We start from the raw sequence: 13,588 nt of genomic DNA, 5'->3' as shown, positions 1-13,588 counted from the left end.
GGCCTACCGACCCCGCTCCACCAACGCATTCGCGCGTCGCATCAATTCTGCGGCGGCGAACGGTTTGGCGAGCACCTCCATCCCGTCTTCCAGGTGCCCCGCCCCCACTGCCGCGGTGGCCACGTAGCCGGTGATGAACAGCACCGGCAGGCCCGGGCGGCACTGCCGTCCGGCATCGGCCACCTGACGCCCGTTCAACGGGCCGGTCAAACCCACATCCGTCACCAGCAGATCAATCGCCTCCACCGAGCGCAGCATGTCCACAGCCGGAGGGCCCTCCGATGCTTCCAGCACCCGGTAGCCCGCCGACACCAGCACCTCGCTGACCAGTACCCGCACTGCGGTCTCATCTTCCACCAGCAACACGGTGCGCAAGGGACGACCCTGCAGGGCGCGCTCTCCCGTCTCCACCGGTGCGATGCCTGCCGGCTGCACATCACCCACCAACTGCGGCAGGTAGAGATGCATCGTGGTGCCCTCGCCCGGCCGGGAATCCACCCGCACCTGGCCACCGGACTGGCGGGTGAACCCATAGATCATCGACAACCCCAGGCCCGTGCCCTGCCCGATCGGCTTGGTGGTGAAGAACGGCTCGAACACTTTCTCGACCACCTCCGGCTCCATGCCGGTGCCGCTGTCCTGCACCGACAGGCGCACGTACGGGCCGGGCGGCACCTCCAGCGCGGCAGCCTCCACCGCTGCCAGATCCATGGCCTCGCTGGTGATGGCCAGCGTGCCTCCGCCGGGCATGGCATCCCGCGCATTGATGCACAGGTTCAACAGCGCATTCTCCAGCTGCGGTCCGTCCACCTGCACCGCGGCGCCGCCATCGTGGAAACGGGTGCGGATGGCGATGGAAGGCCCCAACGAGCGCGAAATGATCTCCAGCATGCCCTGCACCATCGTCTCCATCACCACCGCCGTCGGGGCCAGGGTCTGCCGACGGGAGAACGCCAGCAGGCGCTGGGTAAGCGCTGCGGCGCGGTCTGCACCGGAGCGCGCCATCTCGACATAACGGCCAAGGTCATCGAAGCGGCCCTGGGCGACACGCATCTCCAACAGCTCGAGCCCCATCGAGACCGCAGTGAGCAGGTTGTTGAAGTCATGGGCGATGCCACCGGTCAGCTGGCCCACCGCCTCCATCTTCTGGCTCTGGCGCAGTTTCTCCTCGGTCATCAGCAATTCGGCGCTGCGGTCGCGCACGCGCTCTTCCAAGGTAATGGTCAACTGCTGCAGGCGCTCCTCCGCCTCGCGTTTCTCGGTGACGTCGGTTGCCGTACCGAACCATTCGCTGACGTTGCCATCGGCATCCAGCATCGGCACCACGCGCATCAGCACCCAGCGATGGCTGCCCTTGTTCAGCGGCGTACGGTGGTGGATCTCCAACGGCTTCTTCTCTGAACTCGCCTTCGCGATTTCGGCCGCCAGCAGTGCATGGTCATCGGGATGGACGAACGCCTCTCGCCAGTTCCAGTCCGGCGGCAGCAAGCGCACCGTTTCGCCTTGGCGCAGTATCTGCCGACGTTCCGTCCAGTCGGCCGACAGCGCATACAACACCTGGGATGATGCGCCGACCAATGCACCCAGTCGCCGCTCGCTGTCGGCCAACGCATCGATGGCGGCGCGCTCGGCACTGCGATCACGCAGCACGATGACAAACCCATGCGCCGTACCGTCCTCGTCCCGCAGCACGGTCATCGCGCCCTGCGCCGAGAACGTTTCGCCCGACCTGCGCAGGAACGGTCGCTCGCCGGTCAGTCCCCCCTCGGCCAGCGCGACGCGCATGCCGTGCTGGAAACGCTTGGCGCGGCGATCCACCTCGTTGTACAGCCGCTCCGGGGTCTGCCCCAGCATCTCTTCTTCTGTCCAGCCCAACGTACGCCGCGCACCCTCGTTCCACAACGTGATGCGCCCCTGCAGATCCATCGCGAAGATGGCGTAGTCCATCGCGCTGTCCATGATCTGCCGGTGGAGGGATTCGCTGGACCTCAGACTCCGCTGCAGGTCGACCTGCGACGTTACGTCCAGCCCCTGCACGAATATGCCAAGCGGGGCGCCCTGCGCATCCTTGACCGGCTGGAACACGATATCGAGCAGGCGTTTGTCGCCCAGTCTGCCGTCTACCGAGAGGGGAGCGTAAGAGACTTCGGTGCCGATGTAGGTTTCGCCGGTACGGTAAACCTCGTCCAGCAACGGCAGGTAGCCTTGGTCGATGGCTTCCGGCACTGCGTCGACCAACCGCTGCCCGATCAGATCGCGATGGCCGACCAGCTCGGTATAGCGCGGGTTGGCCAGTTCGATCCGGTGCTCGGGCCCGTTGAGGAAGACCATGAACATCGGCGACTTCTCGAACAGCGCGATCAGGCGCTCGTTCTCGTGCGCCAGCCGTTGCTGCGCGACCACGATCTGCGTGACCTCGCGCGTCACGCAGAACACGCCCTCTATGCATCCTTCGTCGTCATGGATGGGCGAAAACGAGAAAGTCCACCAGGTATCTTCCGGTTCGCCCTGGCGGTTCATCTGCACCGGCACGCTGTCGAAGCGTGAGCCCTCGCCCGCCAACGCCTGTTCGATCGGCACGCGCACCGCGTCCCATGCATCGGCCCACACTGCGCGCAGCGGCTTTCCCATGGCCCCGGCAAGGCGCGGACCCAGGATAGGGCTGTACGCATCATTGAACAGGAACGTCAGATCCTCACCCCAGGCGATGTACATGCTTTCCGGGGAAGACAGCATCAGGCTGGTGGCCTGGCGGAGCGCAGCCGGCCACTGCGGCGGCGGCCCGATGGCCGTGTCGGCCCAGTCCCGCGCACGGATCTGCGCCGCCGCCGGGCCATCGTGGAAAGGGAACGTGCGGGGGGTGACGCTGGAGGAAAACGAGATGGACAACCTGCGTACGCCACAGCCTTAATGGTGGCAATTTATTCCAGCCGCGCGAAGAACATGTCAACGTCCACCCCGCCCAGGAGAGCCAGATGACCGACCGCTTCATCATCGAAGGATCCCGCATCACCGACGTACCGGCACTGTATGCCGAGCTCAACCGGGTGTTCATGGAAGACGAAGACTGGACGTTGGGCGCCAGCCTCGATGCGCTGGACGACCTGCTGTACGGCGGCTACGGGAAGCTGCTGGGCATGGAGCACGCCACGGTGGTGTGGCGGGACATGGACATCAGCAGGGCGTCTCTCGGCCTTGAAGCCACCCGCGAATGGCTGCAGCAGAAACTCGCGCAACCCGGTTTTGCGACCACCCGCATAAACCAGCAACTGCAGGCGCTGGAAGACGGCACCGGTCAGACTTATTTCGACATCGTGCTGGAAATATTCGCCGCCCACCCGAACATCCACCTGCAACCCAGCCGGTAGAGCCGACTTCAGTCGGCTGCCCATCCACACCCAACCACATCCCTGGTAGAGCCGACTTCAGTCGGCTGCTCAAACACGCCCCTGGTAGAGCCGACTTCAGTCGGCTGCTCAAACACGCCCCTGGTAGAGGCGACTTCAGTCGGCTGCATATCGGCGAAGCCGACTGAAGTCGGCTCTACCCTCCGCCGGTTACACTCGGTCCTGCACCGTCAGAGGAAACAACACACGATGATCTGCTGGTCCTGCAACCACTGTGGCGCCGCCGTTCCGCAGGAATCCGACGTCTGCGGCACCTGCGGATTCGATTCCACCGCACCGCTGGCTGCGCATCCCGGTGCTTACGCGCCCGAGCGCTGCCTGCGCTGCGCATCGCCCATGCAGTTCGCCGGCACCCTGCAACTGCATGAAGGCACGCGCATGTGGCCTCTCCTGCTGGGTAACATCGGTGAGCTGCTGGTCAACCGAAAGCGCTTCGAATCGTTTCTCTGCACGGGCTGCGGCAAAGTGGAGTTCTTCATGCCGCCCGAATCGGACGCGACCCCGTAGCGGGAATGGGACTGCGCGGGGCGATGGGACTGCGCGGGGCGATGGGACGGTGTGGGGACGATGGGACTGGGTCGGGCGATGGGACTGTGTCGGGGCGATGGGACGGTGTGGGGGCGATGGGACGGTNAGCGGACTAAATTCGCCTCTACCTCGGCCTTGGTCCAAACCAGCCGACTGAAGTCGGCTCTACCTCCGCCTTGGTCCAAAGCAGCCGACTGAAGTCGGCTCTACCACGCGGCTCTACCACGCGGTTCTACCGGCCTGCATGCGTTACGGGTCGGTTTTGCTCGGTCCGGGCAGCAGATGCTTCAAGCCCAACGTGAACCCGCGCGGGGCGACCGTCAGGTGGTCTTCATCGTTCAACACATCCAGCCTCAGCTTCAGTGACGGATACTTGCGCGCGCGCAACGTGCGCTCCATCCGGCGGGCATCCTCCACCATGTCATCGTCCTGCAGGTAGCGCGGGTTACCGACCTTCTTGGCCTCATACTCGCCGATGTAGAAATACACAGTGGCCGGCATGTCACGCAGCGTCTGGGCAGACTCCCGCTCCATGCGGTCCATGACGTGGTCGTCGTACCAGTAAGAGGGGCTGCCGAGCACGTAGCCGGAGAAAAGCGCGGGATCACTGAACAGGATCTGCGTACCCAGCAGTGCCCCGTAGGAGTGCCCCAGGAACAGCCGACGCGTTTCATCCGTTCGGAAACGCTGCGCGACGAAGGGCAGCACCTGGTCCCGCAGATAGGCGGCGTGTGCGGCACCACCGCCATGCACCGCGCCATCCGGCGCATCGGCCGCGCCCAGCGCCGTGGGCGTGTAGTCGCGCCGCCGGCTGGTCGTGCCCTCTTCGCCTACCGCGTAGGACACGCCCACCAGAATGAATTCCTGCACCGAACTGCCCAGCCGCCTGCCCACCTGGCGCAGGACCGGGAAGGCATAGTCGGCGTCGGTGACATACAGCACGGGGTAACGGCGTGCAGGGTCCTTCGCATACGACGCCGGCAGGTTGACGAACACCTGGTACCCGCGGCCCGACACCGGATCGGGCACGTCCCACACCTCGCTGCCAACGATCTCATACGGCTGCCCCTGGCCCCGCTGCGCGACCGGCACGGATGCCGATGCCGATCCGCATCCCACAAGAAAAACCGCCAGCACGGCAGTCAACACCATGTTCATCCCGCTATCTCCGATGCGTCTGAATCCAAAAGCAGGGACGATTCCCTTTCGGCAGGCGAAAGAGCGCCGACGCCTGCGCGTGCAGCCTTACAGCGCGCTGCCGATGCGGTCCAGCACCGGCGATGCGGACATGTCATTCGGATTGGTTCCCGGTGCACCCTGTGGAACCTCCATACCTTTGCTCTTGTAGAAATCCACCCAGTACGACGATATCTCGCCCGTCTGCAGGTTCTTGAAGTTCATCGGCTGGGTAGCGAACACGTGCTGTGCACGAAACGCGCGCTCGATGAAATCAGAACAGTAGTAACTGCCTTCGTCCTGCACATAGGTGAAGTTGTACGGCTTGCCCAGCAACGTACGCGCACGTGCGATGGCCGCCGGGATCGCCGTGCGCGCTTCGCCTTTCAAACGGTAGACGATGACCTGTCGATGTTTGGCCCGCGCATCGGCGAGGAAGCTGTCCAGGTGCTGCGCGCGGGAACCTTTCTCGTCCGCGTGCAGCACCACCTCGCCCTCCTCCTCGTGCGCGACCAGTGCAACGTGGTCGTAACTCGCCGCCCCCTGTTTGCCGGTGGCATCGTGGATGGCCCCGCTGAGCCCGGTACGGGCGGCGGTGACGAACAGCAGATCGCCGTTCTGCGGCTGCACCGGCGCGGCCTGGGCCGACAGCACGGGCGCAACCAGCATGACGAGGAAAAGCAGCAGGCTTGGCATGAACACTCACGGGGGCTGGGGCAAGACGGTGATGATGCCATGTCGTAAACGGCGGGGTGCAGCCGACGGTGGCGCAGGCCCGTGCACTCCCCTGTATCAGATCGGATGCGCGGCCCTACCCCGCAGGTTACGTCCCGACAGGGGTGGCGGCGCCACATCACAGCTTTTCTCATGGACGAAAGCGCATTCCGCTGTCCACGATGGCCCTGCTGACGTGGCAACACGTCAGTCGGGATTGGCGTCCCGTGCTTGAAACAAGTCTTGGACTCTGTTCTGCCCCTCGGGGCACGGCGGAGAATGCATCGTCCTGCCGATCCTGCGGCGGGTGATGTGTGGGGATGTCTCTCAATCCGCCGGTTTTTCGACTTGTTTCTCCCGGTACGCCAACCCGCATCGCCCGCCACCCTGCGCCTTGACGCAGGTGGCGTCACCGCCTGCGAGGTCCGCCGATGCCACCCTATTCCCTCTGCCCCGATCCGCTGTCGGCAGCCGCGCAAAGCCGGCTGCAGGGGTTGGCCGCCCTTCTGGAAATCCTGCATGCCGCACACATCGCCCAGCGCGACGGAGACGTCGATGGCACGCTCAGCGAGCACCTGCAGGAGGGCCTGATCGTAGCGGCCAGGCAGCTCGTGCGCGCGTCGTCGGCTACCGACTGGTGCGCGCCCTGAGCCGTGCACCGGCTAGTCCTTCGGGTATACCGCCAGCACCTCACAGCCCGGCCGCGCAAAACGGGGCGTGCTGGCGCGCAGGTCACCGATGATGGCCGACGGCGTCATCACGATGCGGTCGCCCGGGTTGCCGCAGATCAGACCGTTCTGGAAGCCGGACTGAAAGTCCACCGACTGCGCGCCGGCAAGAATGCTGCAGGACCCGCCCAGCTCCACACGGTAGTAACGCACGCCGCCGTTGCGGCGTGGATTGGTTTCAACCACCACACCCTGCGGATCTTCATTCCAGCTGCGTACGTGGCGGGTGGCAAAGCAGAAATCGGGCGTGCCCTGGAACGTATGCCGCGCACTGCGGCGTGCGCCCTGGGCATCCCCGTCGCCGGTCACCGTGATGCCCGGCAGGGTAGCGGCGAACTGACGGCTGCTTTCACGCGCAGCCTCAGCGAAATCCCGATTGTCGATCACCGTCACCGCACTGATGCCGCAGTTCCGCCCATCCACGACAACCTGCTCGCTGGGGCGGCCGCAGGCCCAGCCCGCCGGTGCGTCCAGCCGCACGTGGCTGGCTTCGTTGATGCCCGGGCATCCCGCCCCGCTGAAATCAAGCCGATACGCCTGCCCATTGCCGCCGCGCACCGCGATGGACTCCACGCTGGCCTGTTCTACCTGACGGATATCGCGCGCATCCAGGCAGTGGGAGGCCGGCGGCACCCGGTCGGCAGGGCCCTGCTGGGCAAGAACCACGCCCGGAACCAGCCCGGCCATGGCAAGGGAAACAAGGCGTAGGGTCCTGATCACGATGCTGTCCTTGCACGGGGATGGGTCGAACCTAGCATGCACCCTGTAGCCGGAACATTGCCGCCAGGTTACCGCCGGCCCGCCGTGCACGCAGTCGGCACAGCCCGTTGCCGATGATGGGCTTCCCCACCGGTTCCCCCGCCATGGCCAAGCCCTCCGGCTCCCGTCTCGTCATCTATGCCGCCCTCGCCGGCAACCTCGCCATCGCCATCGCCAAGTTCGTCGCCGCCGGTATATCGGGCAGCTCGGCCATGGTCAGCGAGGGTGTCCACTCGCTGGTCGACACCATCAACGAGGTGCTCCTGCTGTACGGACTGCGCCGCGCAGAGCGCAAGCCGGACGCGGCCCACCCCTTCGGCCACGGTCGCGAGCTGTATTTCTGGAGTTTCATCGTGGCCCTGCTGGTGTTCGCGGCCGGTGCAGGCGTATCAGCCTACGAAGGCATCCAGCACATCCGCCATCCGGAGCCGGCCACGAACCACACCGTAAGCTATGTGGTGCTGGGCGTCTCCATGGTGTTCGAAGGCGCTTCGTGGTGGATCGCGCTGCGCGAGTTCCGTGCTACCAAGGGCAGCATGGGCTACTTCGAAGCGTTCCGGCGCAGCAAGGACCCCACCACGTTTACCGTCCTGCTGGAAGACAGCGCCGCCCTGCTCGGGCTCTTCTTCGCGATGGCCGGCCTGCTGGCCGCACAGGTGCTGGACATGCCCATCCTGGATGGCGTGGCGTCGCTGTGCATCGCCGGCGTGCTGGCGCTCACGGCCTTCCTGCTCGCCCGTGAAACCAAGGGTCTGCTCGTCGGCGAACCGGCGCACCCGCACGTGGCCGAACGCATCATGGCCGTAGCCAATGCCGATCCTGACCTGCGCCACGCCAACGGCCTGAGCACCATGCAGATGGGGCCCAATCAAGTCGTGGCGATGCTGAGCGCGGAGTTTGAAGATGACTGCACCACGCCGGAAATCGAGGCCTGCATCGCGCGCATCGAGGCCACGGTGAGAAGCGAGTACCCGGAGCTGACGGCCCTCTTCATCAAACCGCAGACGCCGGAAACCTATCGCGCACGACGTGCCGCGATGCTGGCCGGTCCCGCACCGGCGGAATGACGGACGCCTGCTTGGCACGCCCCGCCGTTCGCGGCACCATGATGCTATCCACTCTAGAGACTGCTGATGTACCTGGAACGTTTCTTCGGCACGGGCGGCAGCCCGCATCCCTGCGCGGGCTGCCAGGGTGACAACCGACTGGATTTCGACGTCCGCATGGCCTTCCAGCCCATCGTGGATGCCCGCGACGAATCCATCTTCGGCTACGAGGCGCTGGTGCGCTCGATGGACGGCGGCAGTGCGGCGGATGTCATCGCCCAGGTGCGCCCGGAGCAGTTGTACCGTTTCGACCAGACCTGCCGGGTAAAGGCCATCGAGACCGCCGCGCGCCTCGGGCTGCGTGAGCGGCTGTCGATCAACTTCTTTCCCAACGCCGTGTATGAGCCGGCCACCTGCATCCGCCTGACCTTGAGCGCTGCGCAGGCCTGTGGATTTCCCACCGAAAAGCTGGTTTTCGAGACCACCGAAGCCGAGCAGATGCGCGACCGCCTGCACATCACCCGCATCTTCCGCGACTACCGCGCCCGCGGGTTCCTGACCGCGATCGATGACTTCGGCGCCGGTTATGCCGGGCTGACCCTGCTCGCCGATTTCCAGCCGGATCTGTTGAAACTGGACATGGCGCTGATCCGTGGCATCGACACCGATCCGGTGCGCCAAGCCATTGTCAGGGGGGTCGTGGACATCGGCACGTCGGTCGGCTCGACGGTGCTGGCCGAGGGCGTGGAGACCGTGGCGGAGTACCAGTTCCTGCGCTCGCTGGGCATCGCGTTGTACCAAGGCTACCTGTTCGGGAAGCCGCAACTGGAGGCACTGGGCAGGGTCGATGCCGCGCTCTGGGAACAACTGCGCCTGCCTGCCACGGCATCGGAGTGACGGCACCCGTGTGCGCGAAGCAGCGCGCGCATCCCGCATCGTGGTCAATATCCTCACGGCGACGCGTTAAGGTGTCTGGCCTTCTTCCGCTTCCTGGAGCCCGACGGCGCTATGAAGAAAGCACTCCCGTTGCTGTTGGCCACCGCGTGGTCCAGCACTGAACTACGCGCAGAGGATGCGCCGTCATCCACTACCGCGCCCTACGCTGACATCGGCGGCGCGGTACGCTTCAACTACGGATGGCTGGACTATGGCCCCACCAGCAGGCTGCAATTGGAGCTGCTGTGCGCGGATATCAAAGCAGGCAGCGGGCCGCTTACGTTCTCGGCACAGTATCGCTGGTACGACGGCTTCGACGCGGTGCATCACGCGCAGGTCGGATGGCAGGCAACGGAATCCACGCTCGTCACCGCCGGCATCCAGCAGGTGCCCTTCGGCCTGCTGCCCACGGTGTCACAGAGTTTCTGGTTCGGTGCGGGCTATTACCTCGGCATCGAAGACGACTACGATCCCGGCGTGGTGGTGAGTCACCAGCGGGGTACGCACGCGTGGCACATCGGCTGGTTTGCCGGCGACGAATACGGCACCGGCTCCCGCACGGATCGGTATTCCTTCGACGTGGCGCAGGTGCCGGGGCTGCCCTACCGCGAACGCGACCGCGTGCACCTGCGCTACGAGCGGAACACCGACTGGGCGGGCGGCGAGGTGGTGGTGGGCGCGTCGGGCTTCAGTGGCACCGTGCAGAACACACAGACGCGCCGCCATCACGGCCACCACGGTGCTGCCGTGCATGCGCAGTGGCAGCGCGAAGGCTGGACGGCGCAGGTGCAATGGGCGCGCTACCGCTACGACGTCCCCGGCGAGCGCATCGCGCTGTCCGCCTTCCAGGCGCCGTTCGAGATCGCCGCGCACGCGGATGTGCCGTCGGTGAACCTGGCTTATTCGTTCGGCGAGCAGCGCTGGCTGGATGACATCACCTGCTACAACAACCTGAGTGCGGCGCGCCCGGTGCAGCGCACGGCGGGCAAGCGCACCTCCGCGCAGAACGTCAGCGGCTGCAGCCTGCAGAAGGGCATCATGCTCACTTACGTTGACTGGATAGCCGGCAAGGACATGTGGTTCGCTGGGGGTGAAGGCATCGGCATCAATGACGGCGGACCGTCGCGCTGGCGCTCGCGGTTCAATCTCAATGTGGGGTTCTATTTCTGAGGACTGCGTAGCTCAAGGACGCATTGATACAAAATATTGACCTTTACGTGCTTTTTAGTCAGTTAAAATTCAATATTTTGACGCTTCACTCCTGAGATGCTAGTCTTTGCCCCATGGAGAAGACCATCAAGTTTTCGCTCGCAAGTCCTAAAGAGATTGAGGCCGAGATGGCACAGCGGATCAGGCTGGCACGCATCGGTCGCAACATGACGCAGGCTGATCTGGCAACGCGCGTTGGCGTCTCGGTAGGCACCATTCGAAATCTCGAGCGCACAGGTGACTGCGCGTTCAGCACCATCATCAAGATCGCACAGGCCTTACGTCTGGAAGCCGGTCTTGAAAGCCTTTTCAAAATGGACATCCAGTCCATCGACGATCTCATTGAACTGGACCGTGCGCGGAGTACTGTGCGTAAGCGAGCAGGCAGGTAAAAACTGATGGCGATACAACTACTGGATGTGATCTACGAGGGCTGGGGCGAGCAGTGGTCGCTGGGACGTCTCGCCGACGATGGCGAGCGCTTGTTGTTTCAGTACTCAAGCGAGGCGCTCGAGGAGGGGTTCGCTCTTTCTCCCAATCTCCCGCTGGTGCCGGAGGCTTTCCAAGGATATGACGACTATCAGTATCGTCTTCCGGGTGCTATTGCCGATGCTCTGCCTGATGGGTGGGGTCTGCTGGTCATGGATCGGCTTTTCAGAAAGCGAGGCCGCGACCCGCGCCGCCTTTCACCGTTGGATCGCTTGGCCTTCATTGGCGATCGTGCCATGGGGGCCCTCAATTTCAGACCTCAATCCACAATCGAGCTCGGAAACGAGGACCTCAGCCTGCTCGAACTAGCCGCGCAGGTGCAGGACGTTGTTCACGACAATGATGCGTCGGCGCTGGTCACCTTGGCCAGGCTGGGCGGATCCCCGCAAGGTGCGCGCCCGAAAGTACTGGTGGATTTCGAGCCCCGAACCGACATCGTGAGCACCCAACCATTGCCCGGTGGAGAACCGTGGCTGGTCAAATTCCAAGCGGGGAACGAGCATCCTGAGCTCTGCGCCGTGGAAGCCCTGTACGCCCAGCTCGCTCTTCAATGCGGCATCGAAATGCCGGACACGCGCCACTTTGAACTTGGGCCAAAACTGGCAGCATTCGGAATCCGGCGTTTCGACCGGCACGACGGAATGCGCGTTCCAATGCTCACCTTGGCTGGCGCTGCAGATCTCAACTTCCGCATCCCACAGATCGACTACTCCGGATTCCTGAGACTGACCCGTTCGATTACCCGAAGCCAGGCCGAAGTGGACAGGGCATTTCGACGAGCGGTGTTCAACGTGGTTTTCAACAATCAGGACGATCACAGCAAGAATTTTTCCTTTCGACTTGACCGCGATCGAGACTGGAAGCTCGCACCGGGTTATGACCTGACCTTCAGCTGGGGACCGGGCAGCGAACATCACATGGACGTCTACGGTGAAGGCAGGGAGATCAGTCGCTCGCATCTGCTGAAACTGGCCCAGGACCATGACGTGCCGAAGAAGGACGCCGAGGCCATCATCGCGTTGGTCTGCGATGTGGCGACGCGCTTCGCCGATCTGGCGCAGGATTACCCGATCCGCCGGATGACTCGCCTGCAGATTGGCAAGGTAATCGGCACGCACCTGAGCCGGATGCGCTGAGTAACCGGGGTGAGCCCTATGCCTTGGTCTCATGCAGACCAAGCCATCGCCCCCATCGCCCCCCTCCCCTACAATGATCCACCCGCGGCCACCCCGTGCCCGCACCCGTATCCCGATGGCTCCCGCGTGACCCAGAAGCAGCCCGAACACACCCCCCTGATGAAGCAACATATTTCAGACGTAAATATATCGCGATAAAGAACTTGTTTGCAGCGCTTTCATCATCCACACCTGATCAGATTCTATCCATGGTCCGTCCATGGTCCACGATGACAGCGACCCGTAACGCGGGGGCGACCGCGAGGCGGTGCTGGCACCGAGCCAGCCCCTGCGCCTGCCGGAAGCCGAGGCACTGGTCGGATGTTGCGGGGAACGCTTCGGAGGAAACGTCGAGGAAAATTCTCGAAGCCATTGCTGCGCAGCCGGACATCACCATCCCTGAGGTGGCGGCGCAAGCGCCACGCCCGAAGTCGTTGATCATGGTCGCGATAGCTCTGCCCCATTGCCCTCATCAATTGGGTAACCGGAACCACGAACTGTTCGCCACCCATGCCCCCCTGCTCCTTGGCAAGATGGATAGCGGCCTGCCAGGCCTTGAAGTGTTCCTGGTTGAGATGCGGCCCGGTGTACTCCAGCCGTATGTCGAGCGGGCCGTTTTCGACATCAATCTTTTTCCTGTACGCCCGTTTGCCATTCAAGGACACGCTAAACAACGCACTGCGGGTCATACCCAGGGGTATGCTCACCTGTGGCTGTGCCTTTCCTTGCGCGGGGGCTCTGCGAACCAGATCAATATTCTTGCTCTTCATTCCCACAAGCTAAGAAAAGCCCGCAATCCGTCAAGCTACGGCGTTGATTTGCTACATATGTCTGACCTTCCCCCTATGCAGCCACCGTCAAAGAGGGCGGTTATCTGCTACCGACACTTCTCTCAATTTATTGTTTTACAAAGTTTTTTAGGCATTTCGCTGCCTATAGGCTTTAGGTTTTAGAGGCTTAAGGTTGAGGGCGTGCTGACGCACGCGGGAACTTTTTATCCCGCGGGAAAGCAACAGCAACAGCGCCGGGGGCTGCGCCCCGCCGGCCTGAGACGAGGAATGAGACTTCCCAACCCCTGGGCAAACCTCCCCCATCCCGACGCTCCCTGCGGGAGCGGACCACCGGCCGGTGGCCAGGACCTTGGCCGCCTGCCAGCGGCCTGCCTTCGGCCTTTGCCCTGTATCGCGCTCAGGAGCCCGCCAGCGCCTGCCCGGGGGCAAGCCCACCCCGACCTACCCCAGCGCGGAGCAGCGGCGCGCCAGCGCCGCATAGGCTTGCTCTGCCCCAGTTGTCCGGGCCGCCACGAGCGGCCCAGAACCGTGCCCACCTCTCCGCCCTGAAATTCCCTCGCCCGCATCCAAACCACAACAGGCGCACTGCTGCCACACCCGCAACTATTGCCCGGCCGTGTCGATCGGCCG

The 13,588-nt window shown here is 64.0% G+C and carries 13 protein-coding genes; 9 read left to right on the top strand and 4 right to left on the bottom strand.

From position 1 onward, the window contains the following. Positions 1–3: 3 nt before the first annotated feature. Positions 4–2,715, bottom strand: a complete 2,712-nt coding sequence (locus tag IFT65_RS12745) for a PAS domain-containing protein (protein WP_249405162.1) — start codon at positions 2,713–2,715, stop codon at positions 4–6. Positions 2,716–2,975: 260 nt separating this feature from the next. On the opposite strand from IFT65_RS12745, the gene IFT65_RS12740 reads away from it, so the two are divergent. Then, a complete protein-coding gene (locus tag IFT65_RS12740) occupies positions 2,976–3,368 on the top strand; it encodes a barstar family protein (protein WP_192081738.1) in 393 nt (130 codons plus the stop codon). A gap of 228 nt (positions 3,369–3,596) precedes the next feature. After that, the gene (locus tag IFT65_RS12735; RefSeq protein WP_192081737.1) at positions 3,597–3,914 is read left to right on the top strand and encodes a hypothetical protein; all 318 of its coding nucleotides are present in this window, start codon (positions 3,597–3,599) and stop codon (positions 3,912–3,914) included. Between the two features lie 270 nt (positions 3,915–4,184). On the opposite strand, the gene IFT65_RS12730 is transcribed toward IFT65_RS12735, so the two are convergent. Together IFT65_RS12730 and IFT65_RS12725 are read right to left on the bottom strand one after the other, a co-directional pair. Further along, a complete protein-coding gene (locus IFT65_RS12730; RefSeq protein WP_192081736.1) occupies positions 4,185–5,093 on the bottom strand; it encodes an alpha/beta hydrolase-fold protein in 909 nt (302 codons plus the stop codon). An 87-nt stretch (positions 5,094–5,180) separates the two neighbouring features. Beyond that, entirely contained in the window at positions 5,181–5,807 is a 627-nt protein-coding gene (locus IFT65_RS12725) for a YiiX/YebB-like N1pC/P60 family cysteine hydrolase (RefSeq protein WP_192081735.1), read from the bottom strand. Between the two features lie 449 nt (positions 5,808–6,256). On the opposite strand from IFT65_RS12725, the gene IFT65_RS12720 reads away from it, so the two are divergent. Beyond that, positions 6,257–6,475, top strand: a complete 219-nt coding sequence (locus tag IFT65_RS12720; protein WP_192081734.1) for a hypothetical protein — start codon at positions 6,257–6,259, stop codon at positions 6,473–6,475. A 12-nt stretch (positions 6,476–6,487) separates the two neighbouring features. Here the strand turns inward: IFT65_RS12720 and IFT65_RS12715 are convergent, their stop codons facing one another. Continuing rightward, positions 6,488–7,273 carry a DUF6491 family protein gene (locus IFT65_RS12715; RefSeq protein WP_342365885.1) on the bottom strand — a complete coding sequence of 262 codons (786 nt, stop codon included), beginning with the start codon at positions 7,271–7,273 and terminating at the stop codon, positions 6,488–6,490. A gap of 143 nt (positions 7,274–7,416) precedes the next feature. On the opposite strand from IFT65_RS12715, the gene IFT65_RS12710 reads away from it, so the two are divergent. The 6 genes from IFT65_RS12710 to IFT65_RS12685 all read left to right on the top strand — a co-directional run bounded on the left by IFT65_RS12710 (position 7,417) and on the right by IFT65_RS12685 (position 13,120). After that, positions 7,417–8,379, top strand: a complete 963-nt coding sequence (locus IFT65_RS12710) for a cation diffusion facilitator family transporter (protein WP_192081733.1) — start codon at positions 7,417–7,419, stop codon at positions 8,377–8,379. Positions 8,380–8,535: 156 nt separating this feature from the next. Beyond that, positions 8,536–9,255, top strand: coding sequence for an EAL domain-containing protein (locus tag IFT65_RS12705; protein WP_197974125.1), 720 nt, complete (start codon positions 8,536–8,538; stop codon positions 9,253–9,255). Between the two features lie 111 nt (positions 9,256–9,366). Beyond that, positions 9,367–10,464: a hypothetical protein gene (locus IFT65_RS12700; RefSeq protein ID WP_192081731.1), complete on the top strand. Its 1,098-nt coding sequence runs from the start codon at positions 9,367–9,369 to the stop codon at positions 10,462–10,464. 113 nt (positions 10,465–10,577) lie between these two features. Further along, a complete protein-coding gene (locus tag IFT65_RS12695) occupies positions 10,578–10,895 on the top strand; it encodes a helix-turn-helix transcriptional regulator (protein WP_192081730.1) in 318 nt (105 codons plus the stop codon). A 6-nt stretch (positions 10,896–10,901) separates the two neighbouring features. Then, complete coding sequence (locus IFT65_RS12690) at positions 10,902–12,128, top strand: type II toxin-antitoxin system HipA family toxin (protein ID WP_197974118.1); 1,227 nt, start codon at positions 10,902–10,904, stop codon at positions 12,126–12,128. A gap of 269 nt (positions 12,129–12,397) precedes the next feature. Continuing rightward, entirely contained in the window at positions 12,398–13,120 is a 723-nt protein-coding gene (locus tag IFT65_RS12685) for a hypothetical protein (protein ID WP_192081729.1), read from the top strand. The last annotated feature ends 468 nt before the right edge of the window (positions 13,121–13,588 follow it).

The sequence above is a fragment of the Stenotrophomonas sp. CFBP 13725 genome, from assembly GCF_014841935.1.
Lineage (GTDB): Bacteria > Pseudomonadota > Gammaproteobacteria > Xanthomonadales > Xanthomonadaceae > Stenotrophomonas.
Note: the sequence above shows the minus strand (reverse complement) of the source record. Positions and strands in the feature narration are given on the sequence as shown.